Origin of the sequence: Azospirillum sp. HJ39, assembly GCF_041507355.1 — a bacterium.
In the GTDB taxonomy this organism is placed as follows: Bacteria; Pseudomonadota; Alphaproteobacteria; order Azospirillales; family Azospirillaceae; genus Azospirillum; species Azospirillum thiophilum.
This window is the reverse complement of sequence record NZ_CP167910.1, coordinates 433344-453277: the sequence shown is the minus strand read 5'-3', so window position 1 is coordinate 453277 and position 19934 is coordinate 433344. Positions and strand designations below refer to the sequence as shown.

Genomic DNA, 19934 nt, shown 5'->3' with positions numbered 1-19934 from the left:
GGATTCACTCTATCCATCCGCGGACGGAATGGCCCCGGCGCTGGTGCGTTCGTGGATGGCCTGGCGACGGAAGCGGTACAACTCGGCCGGGCGGCCGCCGGTCTGGCTCTCATAACTGCCGGTGGGCTCAACGAAGCCGCCGGAGATAATCAGCCGGCGGAAATTCTGCTTGTGCACCCGTTCGCCCGACAGCGCCTCCACCACCAACTGCAACTGATGCAGGGTGAAGGTCGGCGGCAGCAGCTCGAAGACGATGGGACGGTAGCGCAGCTTGCCGCGCAGCCGTTCCAGCGCGGTGGCGAGGATGCGCCGCCCGTCCCGCGCCATCGGCCGGCCGAGCGCGCGGGGCATCGGCCCGGTCTGCACAAACGAACCGGCCGCCGACGCCGCGCCCGTCCCATCCTCGATACGGGCCGCAAGGTCGCGGTCGCGGAACGCCTCCACCACCAGGCCCGCCTCGTAGAGCAGTTCGTAGCGCTCCAGCACCCGTTCCATGTCCCAGTCGGCGCCGTCCAGCCCGAAGGCCATCTGCGCCCGCTCGCCCCGGCGCCTGCGGGTCTCCCCGTCGCCGGCGGCATCGACCCAGCCGCGCAGCGCCGGGGCGATCACCCCGTCCAGCAGTTGCGGACGGCGGTCGCGCCAATCCTCCCACGGAAAATGATCGTAGAGGTCGCGCCATTCGGCCGAGGCGTCGCCGCCCAGCGGGCCGTCGCGGACCAGGGCCAGATAGCCGACCACGACCGAGCGCGGCCCGCCGAACAGCTCGTGCGGGTCGCGGTAACGGTCGCCGAAGGTGTAGAGCTGCTCGACATAGCGGAGCGCGACGCCCGACAGCCCCTCCGCCACCGCACGGACGCCATCCTGCAGGGTGCGGAAGCGGTCGGGCTCGAAGGGCGCGCCGGGCAGCGCGTCGCGGTGCGGCAACGGCTCGTCGCCGCGCCGGTGGTCCTCCGGCACGGCAAAGCCGCTGCGCACCGTCACCACGCGCGGCGTCCCGCCGGTCACCGCCACGATGGCGACCGACAGGCCGATCTGGAGGGGCCTGGTCACGATGGAACCGGTCTTCCCCCTCTCCCCTCCGGGGAAAGGGTCGGGGCGAGGGGGAAGGCCATTCCGCTCAACGCTTGTCCAGCGGCACGAACCGACGGGCGGCGTGGCCGGTGAAGAGCTGGCGGGGACGGCCGATCTTCTGGGCCGGATCCTCGATCATCTCCTTCCACTGGCTGATCCAGCCGACGGTGCGGGCCAGCGCGAACAGCACGGTGAACATGCTGGTCGGGAATCCCATCGCCTTCAGGATGATGCCCGAATAGAAATCGACGTTCGGATAGAGCTTCTTCTCGATGAAATACTCGTCCGACAGGGCGATCCGCTCCAGCTCCATCGCGATGGCGAGGTGCGGCTCGTCCCGGATGCCCAGGCGGTCGAGAACCTGATAGCAGGTCTCGCGCATGATCTTGGCGCGCGGGTCGTAGTTCTTGTAGACCCGGTGGCCGAAGCCCATCAGGCGGAAGCTGTCGTTCTTGTCCTTGGCGCGGCGGACGAATTCGGGAATGCGGTCGACCGAGCCGATCTCCTCCAGCATCTTCAGCACCGCCTCGTTCGCGCCGCCATGGGCCGGCCCCCACAAGGCGGCGATGCCCGACGCGATGCAGGCGAACGGGTTGGCGTGCGACGAGCCGGCCAGGCGGACGGTGGAGGTCGAGGCGTTCTGCTCGTGGTCGGCATGCAGGATGAAGATCTTGTCCATCGCCTCCGACAGGATCGGGTCGACCTTCCACTGCTCGCACGGCGTGCCGAACGTCATGTAGAGGAAGTTTTCCGCGTAGGTCAGGTCGTTGCGCGGATACATGAAGGGTTCGCCGACCGTGTATTTGTGGGCCATGGCGGCCATGGTCGGCATCTTGGCGATCAGGCGGTGCGCGGCGATCTTGCGTTGCACCGGGTCGAAGATGTCGGTTGAATCATGATAGAAGGCCGACAGGGCGCCGACGACGCCGCACATGATCGCCATCGGGTGGGCGTCGCGGCGGAAGCCGCTGTAGAACTTGGACAGCTGCTCGTGCACCATCGTGTGGTAGGTGATGGTGCGCTCGAAATCGGCCTTCTGCTGCGGGTCGGGCAGTTCGCCGTTCAGCAGCAGGTGGCAGACCTCAAGGAAATCGCAGTTCTCGGCCAGATCGGCGATGGCATAGCCGCGGTGCAGCAGCACGCCCTCGTCGCCGTCGATGTAGGTGATCGCCGAATCGCAGGCGGCGGTCGAGGTGAAGCCCGGATCGTAGGTGAAATAGCCGGTCTCGGCGTAGAGCTTGCGAATGTCGATCACGTTGGGGCCGGTGGACCCGCCCAGCAGCGGCAGCTTCAGCGTCTTGCCGGTGGCGTCGTCGGTCAGCGTGACGGTGCCGACCTGGGTCACATCGCCGTGCGGCGTGTGCTTGCTCGATTCCATGACCTTCTCGCACTCCTTGCTGGCCGGCCGGACGGCGCCTGTCGACCGCCGCCGCCGGACCTTGGTGGTTGGCCCATGCCCGCGCGCTTTGACGCCGGAGGCGCCGCGCCGTCTTCTCCCGGTCTCCGAAGGGTCGGCCCGGGGGCGGAACCCGCACCCGTCCCATGTCGTTGACTCCCCCGGAAGATAGCAGAGGACATCATGACCGACACGTCTCAAACACGCACCCCCTCCGAAGGAAGCCCCTCCCCGGAGAAGCCGGTTCCGGCGAAGCATGACGGGACGCCGGCCGGCGAACGCTCCCCGCGCGAGGACATGACCAAGACGCCGGGCGACGGCACCCTCCAGGACGCCACCCCGGCCGGCCTGTCGTCGGAGGAGCTGCGCGAACGGGCCGAGGACACCGACGGCTCGGCCCAGCCGGGCACCGGCTGAGCCAAGCCCATCGCCGGCGAAGGCGGGGTACGGCCGGCGCTCAGGCCGCCGGCCGTACCCCGCCGGTGCGCTCGCGCAGGGCCGTTTCCAGCCGGCCGGCCTCTCGGACCAGAAGCGGCAGAATCCGGACGGCCTGGGTCCGGTCGCCGGACCGGCAGACCACCTCCAGCCGCCAGGCGAGATGCATGACCGTCATCCCGCCGAAGCTGCCCGACAGGCTGGACAGGTCGTGGGCCTCGCCCGCCAGCGCCGGGAGATCGAGCGTGCCGTCCCGGGCGGCCTCCGCCATGGCCGACAGCCGCTCAAGCCGGTTGGAAACATCGTCCAGGAAACTGTCGACGATCAGGGCCAGGCTGCCGGGGTCGACGGTTCCGGCCAGATCGGCCAGCACCGACCCGTCGAGCGGCTCACCGTCCGGCACATCCCCGGCAAGGGTTTCGTCGTCCCCGGCGCCGCCGGCCGGAGCCTCCCCGGAGGAGGCCGCATCGGGACTCTTCTCCGCGCCCCCGTCCTGTCCGCCCTCCAGCCCGCTCCCCTGCCCGCTCTCCGTCCGGCCCAGCCAGCCGTCCAGCGCCGTCACCAGCCCGGCGCGGCTGATCGGCTTGGTCAGATAGTCGCTCATGCCGGCGCGCAGGCACTGCTCCCGCGTGCCGGGCATGGCGTCCGCGGTCAGCGCGATGATCGGCAGCCCGGCCAGCGGGCCGCCGAACGCCCGGATCGCCTGTGCGGCCTCCAGCCCGTCCATGCCGGGCATCTGCACATCCATCAGGACAAGGTCGATGCCGCCGCGGCAGACCGCGGCCACCGCCTGCTCCCCGTCCTCCGCCAGTTCCACCGTATAGCCGAGCTTGCGCAGCAGGGTGGTGGCGAAGAGCTGGTTCGTGCGGTTGTCCTCCGCCAGCAGGATGCGGCCGCTGCGCGCCGGCTCCGCGCGCCGGCCTTCGGCTGCCGCCCGCAGGCTGTCCTGACGGTCCGCAGCCGGTCCGCCGACCGTGAACAGCCCGGACAGGCAGGCGCACAGCGCGCCCTGGCGCAGCGGCCGGCCGAGGGCTGCGTGGGCCAGCCCCTGGACCGGGCCGCCATCGGCCCGTGCGGCCGGTGCCAGCGCGGTGACCAGCACGCGCCGGCTGCCCGCGAGCAGCGGATTGCCGGCGATTGCGGCCAGCAGCGCGTCGCCGCCCATGCCGGGCATGGTCTGGTCGATCAGCACGATGTCGAAGGGCCGGCCGCCGACGGCGGCCCGGGTCAGCGCCTCCAGCGCGTCGGGGGCGTTGTCGACCGTCGAGGGCCGGGCGCCCAGGCTGTCGAGCATCGAGGCCAGCACGCGGCGGTTCACCGCCAGATCGTCGACCACCAGGGCGGAGCGGCCGGCCAGCGGCCGTTCGGCCGGCGGCAGCGCCTCGTCCGACAGGGTCAGCGGCAGGTCGACCTGGAACCGGCTGCCGGCGCCGGGCGTGCTCTCCACCGCGATGCCGCCGCCCATCAGCTCCGACAGCTGGCGGCAGATCGCCAGCCCCAGCCCGGTGCCGCCGAACTTGCGGGTGATCGACCCGTCGACCTGCTGGAACTTGTTGAACAGGGTCGGCAGCGCATCGGCCGCGATGCCGATGCCGGTGTCGGTCACCGTCATGCGCAGCACCAGATGGGTGTCGGTGACGTCCAGCGCCTCCAGTTCCACCGCGACCGAGCCGACATCGGTGAACTTCACCGCGTTGCCGACCAGATTGACCAGGATCTGGCGGATGCGGGTCGGGTCGCCCAGCAGGGTGCGGCGCAGCATCGGGTCGATGTAGAAGCCGATCTCGATGCCCTTCTCCTGGGCGCGCGGGGTCAGCAGCTCCACCACCCCCTCGACCAGATCGGCGGGATCGAAGGGCAGCGTCTCGACGGTGACGCGGCCGGCCTCCAGCTTGGAGATGTCGAGGATGTCGTTGATGATGGTCAGCAGGGCGTTGGACGAGCTGCGGATGGCCTGGGCGAACTGGCGCTGCTCCTCCGCCAGGGGGGTGTCGAACAGCAGTTCGGTCATGCCCATGATGCCGTTCATCGGCGTGCGGATCTCGTGGCTCATCGCCGCCAGGAACTCCGACTTGGCCTGGGTCGCCGCCTCGGCCCGGGCGCGCAGCGCGTCGGCCTCCTCGCGGGCGGCGTCCAGCCCCTCGGCCAGCGCGCACATGTCGGCGGCCTGGCGCTGCAGTTCCGCCTCGAAGCGCTTGCGCTCGGTGATGTCGGTGCGGGTGCAGACCAGCGCCCCGCTGGAGGTGCGGTTCTCCGCCACCAGGATCCAGCGGCCGTCGGGAAGCTCCCGCTCGAAGGGCGGGCCGGGGTTGCGGTGCTGGGCCAGCTCGGCCTGGATCCAGGCTTCGTCGGTGGCGCCCTCGGGATTGCCGGCGAATTCCCCGTTGGCGATGGCCAGCCGCAGGATCGCCTCGAAGGGGCGGCCGGGCGTCAGCAGCGGCGCCGTGCGCGGATGCGCCTCGCGGTAGCGCTCGTTGCACAGGATCAGCCGGTCGTCGGCATCGAAATAGGCCAGCCCCTCGGGCACCGCCTCGATCGCGTCGTCCAGCGTCTGCTTGGCGAGCCGGAGCTCCTCCTCCGTCTTCTTGTCGCGCGTGATGTCGGTGTGGGCGCCGACCATGCGCACCACCTGGCCGGAGGCGTCGCGGATGTGGATGGCGCGGCTGAGGATGTAGACGGTGTGCCCCTGTTTGTGGCGGAAGCGCTGGACCATCTCGAAATTGGGGATCCGGCCGGCATTGTAGGCCCGGACAGTCTCCAGCGCCGCGATCCGGTCCTCCTCGAAGATCAGGCCGGCCCACATCTCCAGGCTGTTCTCCAGCTCGTCGTCGCGGTAGCCGAGCTGTTCCTTCCAGGTGGGCGAGAACCAGATGCAGCCGGTGTCGAGCGCCCAGTCCCAGATGCCGTCCCGCGTCGCCTGTACGGTGAGGTCCAGCAGCTCGCGGTTCGAGCGCAGCTCCGCCTCTTCGCGCTTGGCCTCGGTGATGTCCTGGACCACGCCCATCAGGCCGACCGGCCGGCCGTCGGCCCCGGTTTCGGCCATGCCGCGGATGAAGACATGGCGCAGGTCGCCATCGGGACGGATGACGCGCGCCTCGACCGAAAACCCCTCGCCGCCGGTCCGGGCCCGCTCCACCAGTCCGGCCAGCCGCGGCAGGTCGTCCGGATGGTAGGCGGACCGCGACATCTCGACCGTCGGCGGACCGTCCTGCGGCGTCAGCCCCATGATGCGGTAGACCTCGTCGGACCAGCGGCGGCCGCCGGTGACGAAATCGACGTACCAATGGCCGAACTGCCCGATCTCCTCGGCGAGGTTCAGCAGGCGCGAGCGGTCGCGCAGCTCCGCCTCCGCCCGTTCGCGCCGCGCCGCCTCGCGGCGCAGCTCCAGCTCGTCCACCACCAGCCGGGCCAGCTGGGCCAGGATCTCCGCCTCGCGGGCGTCGAAGCCGCTGCGCGGCATGTCGTCGATGATGCACAGGGTTCCCAGCTTGTGCCCGCCGGCCAGCAATGGGGCGCCGGCATAGAAGCGGATGTTGGGAGCGCCGGTGACCAGCGGATTGCCGGAAAAGCGCGGATCCTGCGTCGCGTCCAGCACCACCAGCACGCCGTCGTCCAGGATGGCATGGGCGCAGAAGGCAAGGTCGCGCCCCGTCTCCGCCACATCGAGCCCGACGCGGCTCTTGAACCATTGCCGGTCGCTGTCGATCAGGGAAACCAGGGCGATGCGGGTGCCGAAGAAATGCTGGGCCAGCCGGGTGATGTTGTCGAAGCCGGACTCCGGCGGGCTGTCGAGCACGCAATAGGAGCGCAGCACCGCCAGCCGCTCGGGCTCGTCGGGAGGCAGGGCCGCCGGAACCGGACCGGCCGCGGCGATGCCCCCGGCGACGGCCCCGGTGATGGCCGACCGCTCCGTCACGCCGCCGTCTCCCCGGCCGGCCGCCCTTCCATGCCGCTCCCTTCCGCGCCCCGCTCCTCCGCCGCGCGCCATTGCTGGAGCTTGCGGTAGATGGTCGATGGGCTGATCTCCAGCATCAGGGCGGCGCGCGGCACGTCGTCGCCGGCCAGCCGCAACGCCTTGCGGATCATGTCCTTCTCCACCCGCCACAGGGGAAGGACGGTGCCGTCGGCCTCCGGCCCGCCCGGTCCGGGCCCAGTGCCGGCGACGGCCGGCGCGTCCGCGCAGGCCGCCATCGGCGGCAGCATGTCCAGCGTCACCTGCGATCCGTCATGCAGCACCACCACGTTGCGGATCACGTTCTGCAACTGCCGGACATTGCCCGGCCAATCATGGGCGCGCAGCCGCGCCTCGACCTCGGCGGCGAAGACGGACAGCGACTTCCCCTCCTCCCGCGCATAATCGACCAGGAAGGCGCGGGCGATGTCGATCACGTCGTCGCCGCGGTCGCGCAGCGGCGGCAGGGCCAGCGGAATGACGTGCAGGCGGTAGTACAGGTCCTCGCGGAAGCGGCCGGCCTGGACCTCGGCCAGCGGGTCGCGGTTGGTGGCGGCGACGAAGCGCACGTCGACCCGCTCCTCCCGGCCGCTGCCGACCGGTGTCACCGCGCCGGTCTGGACGAAGCGCAACAGCTTGGCCTGCAGATCCACCGGCATCTCGCAGATCTCGTCCAGGAACAGCGTTCCGCCGTCGGCCAGCAGCGCCGCCCCCGGCCGGTCGGCCGCCGCCCCGGTGAAGGCGCCCTTCACATGGCCGAAGATCTCCGATTCCAGCAGGTTCTTCGGAATGGCGGCGCAGTTCAGCGCGACGAAGGCGCCGTCGCGCCGCGGGCTGGCGCGGTGGATGGCCTGGGCCGCCACCTCCTTGCCGGTGCCGCTTTCGCCGGTGATGAAGACGTTGGCGCGGCTGGCCGCCACGCTCTCGATGGTGCGGTAGACCGCCTGCATCTCGGGCGAGCTGCCGATGAAGCCGTGGAAGCGCCCGCGGTCGAGATCCTTGCGGTAGCCCTCGACCATCCGTGCCAGCGTGCGGCGCTCCAGCGCGTTGCGCAGCGTCAGGTTCAGCCGGTCGGCGTTGAACGGCTTCACGATGAAGTCGAAGGCGCCCAGCTTCATCGCCTCCACCGCAAGATCGATCGAGCCATGGGCGGTGATGATGACGACGGAGATGCCGGGATCGCGGTGATGCAGCGCCCGCAGCACCTCCAGCCCGTCCATATCCGGCAGCTTCAGGTCGAGGATCACCGCGTCGGGCGGCGCGGCCGCAGCGGCGTCCAGCGCCTCGCCGCCGCGGGTGCAATGCACGACCTCGTGGGCGTCGGCGCGCAGGAACTCGATGTAGAGCTTGGCGAGCGGGACCGTATCCTCGATCAGCAGGATGCGGCGCTTCTTCACTGCGGACACGGGGGCTGTACTCGTGCGGTCATGACGGACGGTTGGCTGCCAAACTGTAACCCGGCCGGCGCCGGACCGCCAGTCAGGGTAAATGCCCCCCTCGGGCGAAGCCCGGGAATAGCCAGTCGGGCGAAGCCCGGGAGCATTCATTCGGGCGAAGCCCGGTCCGGCAGCCTCACGCCCCGCTGTCGATCAGGTCGGTCCGGCCGATCCGGCGCAGCGAGACCTGGACGCGGGCGTTGTGCTCGCGAATCTCGCGCAGGGTCTGCAGGGTGAACTCGACATGGCCGTAGGCCGCCGCCTGCGCCGCCGCGGCATCGCCGGCCAGCACCGCGTCGGCGATGGCGAGATGCTGTTGCAGCAGCAGCTCGCGCACCCCCGGCCGGGAATAGAGGTCGGCGCGGTTGTAGAACACGTCGTTGCGCAGCAGGTTGGACAGGGTGCGCATGATGTGCAGCATGACGACGTTGTGCGCCGCCTCGTAGATCGCCAGATGCAGGTCGGCGTCCGCCTCCGCCTCCTCCGAGCTGTCGTCCTTGCCGTGGGCCGCCTTCATGCGGGCGACGATGGCGCGGATGCCGTCGCGGTCGACGTCGGTCGCCCGCTGCGCCGCCAGCCTGGCCGCCTCCGCCTCGATGGAGCGGCGGAATTCCAGATAGTCGAAGGACGCGTCCGGCTTGTTGCGCATCAGCGTCATCAGCGGGTCGGCGATCTGCGACAGGAAGCTGGCGACATGGGTGCCGCCGCGCCCGGTCACCAGCAGGCCGCGCTCCTCCAGCTTGGCGATGGCGTCGCGCAGCGACGGGCGCGACACGTCCAGCTTCACCGCCAGCTCGCGTTCGGCCAGCAGCTTCTCGCCCGGACGGAGCGCGCCTTCCAGGATCAGCCGCTCCAGATGCTCGGCAATGGCGTCGGCCAGCTTGGCCGGTTTGATCGTCCCCTGCATCGGATCGGCGGCTCCCTCCTGCATGTCCCTCGCCCTCTTCAATAGCGGTGGATCGAAGATGCGTCCAGAGCGGCCCGTCCGGATGGACATGCCGGCCGGCCTTCGCATCGCGGGCAGGGCCGCTGCCGAAGCGGATCGCCTGGCAAACGATTCAGTCATTGCACAATTTGGTAAAATCTTTTATCCAACATTCACCGCATGGACAACGGATGTCCGCCACCCCCCGGCCGGCGAATGGCCTTCCGGCATGGGGCGGGCACGGCTTGCGGCCGGGACCATTCCCTCCCCCACCAGCAGGAGCCGCCGCCGATGCCGCCCGCCGCCCCCCCGCAAGCGTCCTTGGCCGCTCCCTACGACCGCGTGCTTGCCGAACTGGCGACCGTCCTTCCCGAAGCCCGGCCAGGGACAAGGCTCATCACCGACCCGCTGCGCACGCTGGCCTACGGCACCGACGCCAGCTTCTACCGGCTGATCCCGAAGATCGTCGCGCTGGTCGAGACGGAGGAGGAGGTGGTGCGGCTGCTGCGCATCACCCGCGGCCATGGGGTGCCGGTGACCTTCCGCGCCGCCGGCACCAGCCTGTCGGGGCAGGCGGTCAGCGACAGCGTGCTGGTGGTGCTGGGCGACGGCTGGCGGGGCTGTGCCATCGGCCCGGCGGCGACCACCGTCACCCTGCAACCCGGCGTGATCGGGGCGGAGGCGAACCGCCGCCTCGCCCCGCTGGGGCGCAAGATCGGCCCCGACCCGGCCTCCATCGCGACTGCCAAGATCGGCGGCATCGCCGCCAACAACGCCAGCGGCATGTGCTGCGGCACCGCGCAGAACAGCTACCGCACGCTGGAGAGCATGCGGCTGGTGCTGGCCGACGGCACGGTGCTGGACACCGCCGACCCGGCCAGCTGCCAGGATTTCCAGCGAAGCCACGGCGCGCTGCTCGACCGGCTGGCCGGGCTCGGCGCCCGCACCCGCGGCGACGAGGCGCTGGCGGGCCGCATCCGCGACAAGTTCCGCATCAAGAACACCACCGGCTACAGCCTGAACGCGCTGGTCGACTACCAGGATCCGGTCGACATTCTCCAGCACCTGATGATCGGGTCGGAAGGGACGCTGGGCTTCATCTCCTCCATCACGCTGCGCACCGTGCCGGAGCATCCGCACAAGGCCAGCGCCCTGCTGTTCTTCCCCGACATCGGCGAGGCCTGCCATGCGGTGGCCCTGCTGAAGGCCGCCCCGGTCGACGCGGCGGAGCTGATGGACCGCGCCTCGCTGCGCTCGATCCAGGACAAGCCGGGCATGCCGCCGCAGATCCGGGGCTTCGGCCCGGACGCCGCCGCCGTCCTGGTCGAGACCCGGGCGGAGAGCGCCGCGGCGCTCGACGCCAACGTCATGGCCATCGGCGCGGTGCTGGCCGACTGCGTCACCATCGGCGACAGCCGCTTCACCACCGACGCCAAGGCCTGCGAGGGCTTCTGGAAGATCCGCAAGGGCCTGTTCCCGGCGGTCGGCGCCATCCGCCAGACCGGAACCACCGTCATCATCGAGGATGTCGCCTTCCCGCTGCCCCGGCTGGCCGAGGCGACGCGCGACCTGCAGGATCTGTTCGTCCGCCACGGCTATCACGAGGCGATCATCTTCGGCCACGCGCTGGAAGGGAACCTGCACTTCGTCTTCACCCAGGCCTTCGACACCCAGGCCGAGATCGACCGCTACCGCCGCTTCATGGACGACGTCGCCGTGCTGGTGGTCGAGCGCTATGACGGCTCGCTGAAGGCGGAGCACGGCACCGGCCGCAACATGGCCCCCTTCGTCGCGATGGAATGGGGTCCGCAGGCCTATGGCCTGATGCAGGAGATCAAGGACATCTTCGATCCGGACGGGCTGCTGAATCCCGGCGTCATCCTGAACGGCGATCCCGAGGCCCATCTGAAGAACCTGAAGCCGCTGCCGCCCGCCGACCTGCTGGTCGACACCTGCATCGAATGCGGCTTCTGCGAGCCGACCTGCCCGTCGCATCGCCTGACCCTGTCGCCGCGCCAGCGCATCGTCGGCCGGCGCGAGATCGCCCGGCTGGAGGCGTCCGGCGACGACCCCGCCCGGCTGGCGACGATCGGCGCCGCCTACGAGTACCAGGGCATCGACACCTGCGCCGCCTGCGGCCTGTGCGCCACCGCCTGCCCGGTCGGGATCGAGACCGGGCTGCTGGTCAAGTCGATGCGCGGCGAGCGCCGCGGCGCCCTGGCGCGCAAGGCCGGGTCGCTGGTCGCCGATCATATGGAAGGCACGCTGGGCCTGACCCGCTCCGGCCTCCGCCTTGCCGACCTCGCCCGCCGCACCGTCGGCCATGGCGTGGTGCAGGCGGCGGCGCGCGCCCTGACCGGCGGCCATCTGCCGGCCCTGCCGCACAGCCTGCCCACCGCCGCCTCCTTCGCGTTGACCTCCGATCCGGCGGTCGGTGACGACCGCCCGACAGTGGTCTATGCGCCGAGCTGCGTCAGCCGGACCATGGGACCGGCGGCCAGCGACCCGCAGAAGCGCCCGCTGCCCGAAGCGGTCGAATCGGTGATGCGCAAGGCCGGCTTCCGCATCCTCTATCCGGAGGCCGCCGACGGCCAGTGCTGCGGCATGCCGCTGGAGAGCAAGGGCCTGATCGGGGCCGCCGACGCCAAGGCCGACGCCATGCTGGCCGCCCTGGCGAAGGCGAGCGACGGCGGCCGTCATCCGGTGGTGATGGACACCAGCCCCTGCACCCTGCGTCTCAGGAAGCGGGCGGCCGACAGCGGCCTGCGCATCCTCGACGTCGCCGAGTTCCTCGGCGAGTTCGCCCTGCCCCGCCTGGAGATCGCCAGGACGACCGAGCCGGTGATGCTGCACCTGACCTGCTCGACCCGCCGGATGGGGCTGGACGGCGCGCTGACCGCGGTGGCCCGGGCCTGCGCCGAGACGGTGGTGGTGCCGCCCGACGTCGGCTGCTGCGGCTTCGCCGGCGACAAGGGCTTCACCACGCCGGAACTGAACGCGCACGCGCTGCGCCACCTGCCGGCCGCGGTGCCGGACGGCTGCGCGTCGGGCTATTCCACCAGCCGCACCTGCGAGATCGGCCTGTCCGACACGGCGGGCGTGCCCTACCGCTCCATCGTCTATCTGGTCGACGCCTGCGCCACGGCGAAGGTGGAGCAGAAGGCGCGGGTAGCGGAGCCGGCTTTCTAGGTCGGCGATTGCCCCCTCCCTGCCCCTCCCCCGCTAACGCGGGAGAGGGAACTGCCGCTGAACGCCGACAAAGCTCCTCTCCCCCTCCCCCGCCCAGCGGGGGAGGGTCGGGGTGGGGGCAGTACCAAGACGGTGAGGAAACGCCAGATGTCCGCCATCCCCCAGCCCATCCCCAAGCCCGCCCGTGTCTATTATTTCGGCACCTGCCTCGTCGACCTGTTCTTCCCCGACGCCGGGATGGCGGGCATCGAGCTGCTGCAATCCCAGGGGCTGACCGTCGTCTTCCCCCAGGGGCAGAGCTGCTGCGGCCAGCCCGCCTACAATTCCGGCTACCGTGCCGAGGCGCTGAAGGTCGCCCGCGCCCAACTGGATCTGTTCCCCGGCGACGACCCCATCGTCGTGCCGTCGGGCTCCTGCGCCGGCATGATGAGGAAGCACTGGCCCGACCTGTTCCGCGGCGAGCCGGACGAGGCCAAGGCGGTGCAGGTCGCCGGCCGGGTGTGGGAACTGACCCAGTTCCTGGTCCAGGTGCTCGACGTCCGGCTGACCGACCGTGGCGAGCCGCTGCGCGTCACCTGGCATGCCTCCTGCCATGCCCAGCGCGAGATGGGCGTGGTCGAGGAACCGAAGGCCCTGCTGCGCCAGCTCGCCAACGTCGAGCTGGTGGAGCTGAAGCGGGAAAAGGAATGCTGCGGCTTCGGCGGCACCTTCGCCGTGCGCCACCCGGAGATCTCCGCCGCGATGGTCGGCGACAAGCTGGCCGACATCGCCGACACCGGCGCCGCCCGTGTGGTGTCGGGCGATTGCGGCTGCCTGCTGAACATCGCCGGCGCGCTGGAAGCGGGCAACAGGCCCGTCGGCGGCCAGCACATCGCCCAGTTCCTGAAGGAGCGCATCCATGGCAAGTGACAGCACGGATTTCGCCGCCGCCTCGCGCGCCGCGCTGGCCGACCCGCAGCTGCGCGGCAATTTCCGCCGCGCCATGGACGGGCTGATGGGCAAGCGCGCCGCCCAGTTTCCCGATGCGGGCGAATGGCAGGGCGTGCGGGGGCTCGCCGCCGCCGTCCGGCTGCGCGCCCTGTCGAAGCTGCCGGAGCTGCTGGAAAAGCTGGAGGAGAGCTGCACCCGCAACGGCATCGCCGTCCATTGGGCCGCCACCACCGACGAGGCCAACGCCATCGCGCTCGACATCCTGCACCGGGCCGATGCCAAGCTGGTGGTCAAGGGCAAGTCGATGGTGACCGAGGAGATGCACCTGAACGCCGTCCTGGAGAAGGACGGCATCGAGGTGCTGGAAAGCGACCTCGGCGAATACATCGTGCAGCTGGACGGCACCATGCCGTCGCACATCATCATGCCGGCGATCCACCTGAACACCAAACAGATCGCCCATCTGTTCAAGCGGAAGATCAAGGATGCCGAGAGCCGCGAGGACGCCGCCTACCTGACCGACCTCGCCCGCCGGGTGCTGCGCGCCAAGTTCCAGGCCGCCGACGTCGGCATGTCCGGCGTCAACGCCGCGGTGGCGGAAACCGGCACCCTCTGCCTGATCGAGAACGAGGGCAACGGCCGCATGTGCACCACGGTGCCGCCGGTCCACATCGCCTTCATGGGGCTGGAGAAGGTGGTCGAGACGCTGGAGGACGTGCCGCCGGTCATCAGCCTGCTGCCGCGCTCCGCCACCGGCCAGCCGATCACCACCTACGTCAACATGATCTCCGGCCCGCGCAAGGCCGGCGAGAAGGACGGCCCGCGCGAGGTGCATCTGGTCATCCTCGACAATGGCCGGTCATCGATCTACGCCGACCCGGAGCTGCGCGACACGCTGCGCTGCATCCGCTGCGGCGCCTGCATGAACCATTGCCCGGTCTACACCAAGGTGGGCGGCCATGCCTACGAGGCGCCCTATCCCGGCCCGATCGGCAAGATCCTGGTGCCGCAGATCGAGGGGTTGGACAAGCGCGGCGCCCTGCCCCACGCCTGCACCATGTGCAACGCCTGCGTCGAGATCTGCCCGGTGAAGATCCCGATCGTCGAGATCATGGGCCGGCTGCGGGTGGAGGCGGTGCGTCCCGGCGGCGCGGTGAAGGGCGGCGGCGCCAAGGCCAGCCGGACGGAAGCGATGGTGTGGAGCGGCTGGGCGGCGATGAACGCCTCCCCCGCCGCCTACCGCGTCGCGACGCTGGCGATGAGCAGGCTCGGCAACGCGGCACCATCGTCGCTGCCGCTGCTGAAGGACTGGACCAACGTCCGGACCAAGCCCCGCTTCGCCGCCCGCACCCTGCACGACCTCGCCCGCGCCAAGGGAATTCCCGATGCCTGATGCCCGCAACTCGATCCTGACGAAACTGCGCGCCGGCCGCGACGCCCATCCGCTGACGCCGCCGGTCTCCGACTTCGCGCCCATCGACGCCAAGCGCTGGGCGCTGGAGGAGCGGCTGCCGCGCATCCGCCGCCTGATGGAGGCGGTGCACACCGAGTTCCTCGACGCGGCGGAGGCCGACTGGCCGGCGGTGCTGCGGGAGTTCCTGGCGCGCGAGGGGGTGGGCTCGCTGCTCTACGCCCCGGAGACCGAGGCGGGAATGCGGCTGGTCGAGGGGTGGGGAACAAGCCCTCTCCCGCCCCGGGAGAGGGAGGGGACCCACGGCGCAAGCCGTGGGGAGGGTGAGGGGCAATCCGGACATGGATCCCTTGACCCTTGCACCACCCCTCACCCTTCCCAAGCTTCGCTTGGGCCCCTTCCCTCTCCCGGGGCGGGAGAGGGAGCCCCCCCCACCCTGATCCCCTACGACCGCCCCATCGAAGACCTCAAAGCCCAGCTCTTCGGCTCCATCGAAGCCGGCCTGACCACCACCCGCGGCGCCATCGCCGAGACCGGCAGCCTGATCCTGTGGCCGACCGCCGAGGAGCCGCGAACCCTGTCGCTGGTCCCGCACATCCACGTCGCGCTGCTGCGCGCCGACGCGCTCTACGACACCTTCCTGCAAGCCATGCGCGCGCAGGGCTGGGCGCAGGCGATGCCGACCAACGTGCTGCTGGTGTCCGGCCCCAGCAAGACCGCCGATATCGAGCAGACGCTGGCCTACGGCGTCCACGGCCCCAAGCGGCTGGTCGTCCTGCTGGTGCGGCCATGAGCGCGCATCGCCCCACCATCGAGCCGGCGACCCGGCTCTACGAGGCGATCCTGCATCTGCGGCGGCTCGGCCACCGGGTGGAGAAATGCGAAGGGCGGCGCGGGCGTCACCGGCTCGATGGAGCCGAGATCGCCGACGCCGCCCTGCTGGAACTGGCGATGACCCGCGTCCGCCGGGCGGCGCGGGTCGCAAAGGTGGAAAGTGCCGCTCAGGCCGGACGGACGGTGGCCGGGCGCGTCACCGCGACCGCTGGCTTGCGGCCGTAGCGCTCGACGCTCAGGCCCTCCATGTCGATCTCGGTCTGGCGGCCGCCGACCAGATCGGCAAGCACGCGGGCCGAGCCGGCGGACATCGTCCAGCCCAGCGTGCCATGGCCGGTGTTGAGGAAGAGGTTGCGGACATGGGTCGGCCCCAGGATCGGCGTGCCGTCCGGGGTGTTCGGGCGCAGGCCGGTCCAGAACTCCGCCTTCGACAGGTCGCCGCCCTTCGGGAACAGGTCGCTGACGACATGGTCCAGCGCGGCGCGGCGGCCCTGGCGCAGCGTCAGGTCGAAGCCGGTCAGCTCCGCCGTGCCGCCGACGCGGATGCGGTCGCCCAGCCGGGTGACGGCGATCTTGTGCGTCTCGTCCATCACTGTCGATTCCGGGGCATGGGCGGCGTCGGTGATCGGCAGGGTCAGCGAATAGCCCTTCACCGGATAGACCGGCAGGTCGATGCCCAGCGGCTTCACCAGCTTGGGCGAATAGCTGCCCATGGCGACGATGTAGCTGTCGGCGGTCAGCGTGCCCTGGTCGGTCAGCACGCCGGTGATCTTGCGCCCGTCGCTCTCCAGCCCGCGGATCGAGACGCCGTAGCGGAACTCGACCCCGCGCTTGGCGGCATAGTCGGCCAGCTTGCCGGTGAACTGGAAGCAGTCGCCGGTCTCGTCGCCCGGCAGGTGCAGCGCGCCGACCAGCTTGTCCTTCACATGGGCCAGGGCCGGCTCGACCGAGGTCAGGCCGTCGCGGTCGAACAGGCTGTAGGGAACGCCGTAGCGCTCCAGCACCGCCATGTCGTAGCCGGCGGCGTCCATCTGCTTCTGGGTGCGGAAGACCTGCAGCGTGCCCTGGGTGCGCTCGTCATAGGTGATGCCGGTCTCGGCGCGCAGCGCCTTCAGGCAGTCGCGGCTGTATTCGGCGACGCGGACCATCCGGCTCTTGTTGAGCTGGTAGCTCGCCTCGTTGGCGTTGGCGAGCAGCTTCAGGCACCAGGACCACATGGCCGGATCCAGCTTCGGCCGGATGACCAGCGGCGAATGCTTCATCAGCATCCATTTGGCGGCCTTCAGGATCAGGCCCGGCGCCGCCCACGGGGCGGAATAGCCCGGCGACACCTCGCCCGCATTGGCGTAGCTGGTCTCCAGCGCCGGGCCGGCCTGACGATCGACGACGGTCACCTCATGCCCGGCCCGCGCCAGATAATAGGCGGTGGTGACACCGATGACGCCGCTGCCCAGAACGATGACGCGCATGAGACTGGCTCCCGAGGGATGGAGGACTTCGCTTGGAAGACAGGGTTCGCAAACGGCGTGCCAGTCCGGGAAATGGCGGTTTTGCTGCGATGCGGCGGGTGTGGTGGAGAGTGGGGTGTATGCGGATGTTTACGGAAGAATGGACGATCCGCCCAGGATCGTTGTGATTCAATGGGTTGAGGCGGTGTAAAGATTTTGATACGGCGTAACGTTTCGTGTACAGTGGTTGCCGGATGCCCCCACCCTAACCCTCCCCCGCTGGGCGGGAGAGGGGACTGCCGCCGCTCTCCCGAACATGCGCCTGCTCTCCCTCCCCCGCCCAGCGGGGGAGGGTCGGGGTGGGGGCAACTGGCCTCCACCCCCCATCTACGACACCCCCCACCCCCCATGCGCATCGAAGTCATCTTCACCGACCGCGTCGGCATCGCCCATGAGATCCTCGCCGTGCTGGCGATCCGCCGGCTCAACGTCGTCGGCGTCGAGGTCGATCCGCCGCTGATCCACATCGACGCTCCCGGCCTCGACCCGGCGGCGCTGCCCGCCCTGGCGAACGCGCTGCGCACCATCGCCGGGGTGCGCTCGGTCGCCGCCATCGACATGCTGCCGGGCACCCGGCGGCGGCTGCATCTCGACGCGCTGCTGGCGGCGCTGCCCGACCCGGTGCTGGCGGTCGACCGCGCCGGCCGGGTGGTGGTGGCGAGCGCCGCCGCCGCCGCGGTCGCCGGGGTGCCGGAATCGCGGCTGGCCGGCCTCGACCTCGGCGCGCTGTTCGGCGAGCCCGGCCTGACGGCCGAGCTGACCGGCGGCGGCTTCCGCATGTCCGGCCGCGAGGTGACGCTGAACGGCCAGCCCTTCCTGCTGGAGGTGACGCCGATCGTCGATGTCGAGGCGGCGGGCGCGGTCGTCACCCTGTTCACCCCCTCGCGCCTGGGCGAAAGGCTGGACGCGATCCAGAATTTCGACGAGTTCGGATCGGGCGGCGGCTTCGACCGCATCCTCGGCGAATCGCCGCCGGTGCGGGCGCTGAAGGCGCGGGCGGCACGGGTCGCCGCGATGGAGGCGCCGCTGCTGATCCTGGGCGAGACCGGAACCGGCAAGGAGCTGATCGCCCATGCCTGCCACCGCGCCAGCCCGCGCCGCGACAAACCCTTCCTGGCGCTGAACTGCGCCGCGGTGCCGGAGAATCTGGCGGAGAGCGAGCTGTTCGGCTACGCCCCCGGCTCCTTCACCGGGGCGCAGCGCGGCGGCAAGCCGGGGCTGCTGGAGCTGGCCCATGGCGGCACCGTCTTCCTCGACGAGATCGGCGAGATGTCGGCCTATCTCCAGGCCAAGCTGCTGCGCTTCCTCAATGACGGCAGCTTCCGCCGGGTCGGCGGCGAGCGCGAGCAGAAGGTGGATGTGCGCGTCGTCAGCGCCACTCATCGCTCGCTGGAGGCGATGGTCGCCGACCACAGCTTCCGCGAGGACCTGTTCTACCGCCTCAACGTGCTGACGCTGGACGTGCCGCCGCTGCGCGAGCGCGGCGGCGACATCCTGCTGCTGGCCCGCCACTTCATCGCCCGCGCCGCGGCCCAGGCCCGCCGGCCGCCCGGCCGGCTGACCCCGGCGGCCTCCGCGGCGCTGCTGGCCAACCGCTGGCCGGGCAATGTCCGCCAGCTGGAGAACGTCATCTTCCGCGCCGTGACCATGAGCGACGGCGGCACGCTCGACGCCGCCGACCTGGAGTTGGCCGGGGCCGGCATGCCGGCGGCGGAGGGGCCTGCGGACCAAGCGGAAAACTGGGCGGACAGCTGGGAGGACGCGGTGGCGGGGTTCGAGCGGACGCTGCTGCGCCGGCTCTACCCGCGCTTCCCCTCCAGCCGCAAGCTGGCGGCGCGGCTCGCCACCTCGCACACGATGATCGCCAACAAGCTGCGGAAATACGGCATCCCGGATCGCTGAGGCCGCAAACTCAATGGCCGGACGGCTTGGCCGGCGCGGCGTGCTTGTCGGCGGCCGGCGCAGCAGCCGGCTTCTCCGCGGCCTTTTCGGCCGGCTTCTCCACCGGGTGGCCGGCGGCGTCCAGGCCGGGCGGCGGGCCGCCGAAGGTGATGGTGACCTCGGTCAGCGCGCCGGGGCCGGGCTGGCTGTGATGGAAGGTCGCCACCGCGCCCGGCGCCAGCGTGGCGGCGGACGGCTCCATGGTCCAGCTTTGCAGGGGCTTGCGGTCGGGACCGAGCGTGATGGCACGCAACGGCGGCACCATGCGCTCCACATCGCTGGTGTTGGCGACCTCGCCGTCCAGCAGCAGGACGGCCGCCCCGCCCTCCAGCTTCTGTTCGGAGCGGATGTTGCGCAACTCCAGCCCGAAGCCCGGCGGCTCGACCGGCAGCCCGGCCGTTTCATAGAGCAGGGCCGTAGCCGGCCAGCGCTTCACGATCGCGTCGCGCCCCAGATAGGCCCCGGCGGCGGTGCCGGCCAGCAGGGCAGCCAGCAGGGCGAAGCCGATCACCGTGCCGCGCGCCGGCTTGGCCCGCGGGGCTTTCGGCGACTTGCCCTTTGCAGCCGGCTTGCCGGCGGATTTGGCCGCGGATTTGGCTGGCCGGATCTCCGTCGGCGCGTCGGCAACCACCGCGTCCGGTCCCGGCCCCTCCGGCATCTGCCACCAGGTGTGGCCGCAGCGGGCGCAGCGCACCTTGCGGCCATCTGGTCCGAGCGACTCGTCGGACAGGGTGTAGCGCGTCGAACAGGTCGGGCAGGAAACGATCATCGCGCCGTCGCAGAAAGGTTGCCGCTTGCCTTATAGATAGGAGTGCCCGGCGACGCAACCGGCACCGGCGACGGGCGAACCCCTATCCCTTCGCATGCGGCGTCTCCGCGGCTCTCCTCTGCGACGGCGCCGCTTCG

Annotated in this window: 14 protein-coding genes; 7 read left to right on the top strand and 7 right to left on the bottom strand. The window is 70.8% G+C overall.

Annotated features, from left to right (window positions below):
- Positions 1-9: 9 nt before the first annotated feature.
- Positions 10-1050, bottom strand: a complete 1041-nt coding sequence (locus ABMY26_RS12630; protein ID WP_372396067.1) for a hypothetical protein — start codon at positions 1048-1050, stop codon at positions 10-12.
- A gap of 67 nt (positions 1051-1117) precedes the next feature.
- The gene (gltA, locus tag ABMY26_RS12625) at positions 1118-2449 is read right to left on the bottom strand and encodes a citrate synthase (RefSeq protein WP_045584945.1); all 1332 of its coding nucleotides are present in this window, start codon (positions 2447-2449) and stop codon (positions 1118-1120) included.
- Positions 2450-2650: 201 nt separating this feature from the next.
- Between gltA and ABMY26_RS12620 the strand changes: the two genes are divergently transcribed.
- A complete protein-coding gene (locus ABMY26_RS12620) occupies positions 2651-2884 on the top strand; it encodes a hypothetical protein (RefSeq protein WP_045584944.1) in 234 nt (77 codons plus the stop codon).
- Positions 2885-2924: 40 nt separating this feature from the next.
- On the opposite strand, the gene ABMY26_RS12615 is transcribed toward ABMY26_RS12620, so the two are convergent.
- The 3 genes from ABMY26_RS12615 to ABMY26_RS12605 all read right to left on the bottom strand — a co-directional run bounded on the left by ABMY26_RS12615 (position 2925) and on the right by ABMY26_RS12605 (position 9197).
- The gene (locus ABMY26_RS12615; RefSeq protein ID WP_372396066.1) at positions 2925-6818 is read right to left on the bottom strand and encodes a response regulator; all 3894 of its coding nucleotides are present in this window, start codon (positions 6816-6818) and stop codon (positions 2925-2927) included.
- On the bottom strand, positions 6815-8260 hold the full coding sequence (locus ABMY26_RS12610; protein WP_372396065.1) for a sigma-54-dependent transcriptional regulator: 1446 nt from the start codon (positions 8258-8260) through the stop codon (positions 6815-6817). Before ABMY26_RS12610 ends, ABMY26_RS12615 begins: the two co-directional genes overlap by 4 nt.
- A gap of 166 nt (positions 8261-8426) precedes the next feature.
- Positions 8427-9197, bottom strand: coding sequence for an FCD domain-containing protein (locus tag ABMY26_RS12605; protein ID WP_372396505.1), 771 nt, complete (start codon positions 9195-9197; stop codon positions 8427-8429).
- A 309-nt stretch (positions 9198-9506) separates the two neighbouring features.
- Between ABMY26_RS12605 and ABMY26_RS12600 the strand changes: the two genes are divergently transcribed.
- The 5 genes from ABMY26_RS12600 (at position 9507) to ABMY26_RS12580 (ending at position 15804) form a co-directional block, all read left to right on the top strand.
- The gene (locus ABMY26_RS12600) at positions 9507-12404 is read left to right on the top strand and encodes an FAD-binding and (Fe-S)-binding domain-containing protein (protein ID WP_372396064.1); all 2898 of its coding nucleotides are present in this window, start codon (positions 9507-9509) and stop codon (positions 12402-12404) included.
- Between the two features lie 147 nt (positions 12405-12551).
- The gene (locus tag ABMY26_RS12595) at positions 12552-13313 is read left to right on the top strand and encodes a (Fe-S)-binding protein (RefSeq protein ID WP_372396063.1); all 762 of its coding nucleotides are present in this window, start codon (positions 12552-12554) and stop codon (positions 13311-13313) included.
- Complete coding sequence (locus ABMY26_RS12590) at positions 13303-14727, top strand: LutB/LldF family L-lactate oxidation iron-sulfur protein (RefSeq protein WP_372396062.1); 1425 nt, start codon at positions 13303-13305, stop codon at positions 14725-14727. The genes ABMY26_RS12595 and ABMY26_RS12590 overlap by 11 nt, the downstream gene beginning before the upstream one ends.
- Entirely contained in the window at positions 14720-15538 is an 819-nt protein-coding gene (locus tag ABMY26_RS12585; protein WP_372396061.1) for a lactate utilization protein C, read from the top strand. The genes ABMY26_RS12590 and ABMY26_RS12585 overlap by 8 nt, the downstream gene beginning before the upstream one ends.
- The gene (locus ABMY26_RS12580) at positions 15535-15804 is read left to right on the top strand and encodes a hypothetical protein (protein WP_372396060.1); all 270 of its coding nucleotides are present in this window, start codon (positions 15535-15537) and stop codon (positions 15802-15804) included. Before ABMY26_RS12585 ends, ABMY26_RS12580 begins: the two co-directional genes overlap by 4 nt.
- Here ABMY26_RS12580 and ABMY26_RS12575 read toward each other — a convergent pair.
- Positions 15747-17048, bottom strand: a complete 1302-nt coding sequence (locus ABMY26_RS12575) for a D-amino acid dehydrogenase (protein WP_372396059.1) — start codon at positions 17046-17048, stop codon at positions 15747-15749. The two genes, ABMY26_RS12580 and ABMY26_RS12575, sit on opposite strands and share 58 nt — an antisense overlap.
- A 387-nt stretch (positions 17049-17435) precedes the next feature.
- On the opposite strand from ABMY26_RS12575, the gene ABMY26_RS12570 reads away from it, so the two are divergent.
- Positions 17436-18989: a sigma 54-interacting transcriptional regulator gene (locus ABMY26_RS12570; RefSeq protein WP_372396058.1), complete on the top strand. Its 1554-nt coding sequence runs from the start codon at positions 17436-17438 to the stop codon at positions 18987-18989.
- Positions 18990-18999: 10 nt separating this feature from the next.
- On the opposite strand, the gene ABMY26_RS12565 is transcribed toward ABMY26_RS12570, so the two are convergent.
- Entirely contained in the window at positions 19000-19797 is a 798-nt protein-coding gene (locus ABMY26_RS12565; RefSeq protein ID WP_372396057.1) for an MJ0042-type zinc finger domain-containing protein, read from the bottom strand.
- Between the last annotated feature and the right edge of the window lie 137 nt (positions 19798-19934).

Bases quoted from the DNA above. Each gene is read 5' to 3' on its own strand.
- gltA (WP_045584945.1), bottom strand. From the start codon at position 2,449: ATGGAATCGAGCAAGCACACGCCGCACGGCGATGTGACCCAGGTCGGC.
- ABMY26_RS12620 (WP_045584944.1), top strand. From the start codon at position 2,651: ATGACCGACACGTCTCAAACACGCACCCCCTCCGAAGGAAGCCCCTCC.
- ABMY26_RS12605 (WP_372396505.1), bottom strand. From the start codon at position 9,197: ATGCAGGGGACGATCAAACCGGCCAAGCTGGCCGACGCCATTGCCGAG.
- ABMY26_RS12600 (WP_372396064.1), top strand. From the start codon at position 9,507: ATGCCGCCCGCCGCCCCCCCGCAAGCGTCCTTGGCCGCTCCCTACGAC.
- ABMY26_RS12595 (WP_372396063.1), top strand. From the start codon at position 12,552: ATGTCCGCCATCCCCCAGCCCATCCCCAAGCCCGCCCGTGTCTATTAT.
- ABMY26_RS12590 (WP_372396062.1), top strand. From the start codon at position 13,303: ATGGCAAGTGACAGCACGGATTTCGCCGCCGCCTCGCGCGCCGCGCTG.
- ABMY26_RS12585 (WP_372396061.1), top strand. From the start codon at position 14,720: ATGCCTGATGCCCGCAACTCGATCCTGACGAAACTGCGCGCCGGCCGC.
- ABMY26_RS12580 (WP_372396060.1), top strand. From the start codon at position 15,535: ATGAGCGCGCATCGCCCCACCATCGAGCCGGCGACCCGGCTCTACGAG.
- ABMY26_RS12575 (WP_372396059.1), bottom strand. From the start codon at position 17,048: ATGCGCGTCATCGTTCTGGGCAGCGGCGTCATCGGTGTCACCACCGCC.
- ABMY26_RS12570 (WP_372396058.1), top strand. From the start codon at position 17,436: ATGCGCATCGAAGTCATCTTCACCGACCGCGTCGGCATCGCCCATGAG.
- ABMY26_RS12565 (WP_372396057.1), bottom strand. From the start codon at position 19,797: ATGATCGTTTCCTGCCCGACCTGTTCGACGCGCTACACCCTGTCCGAC.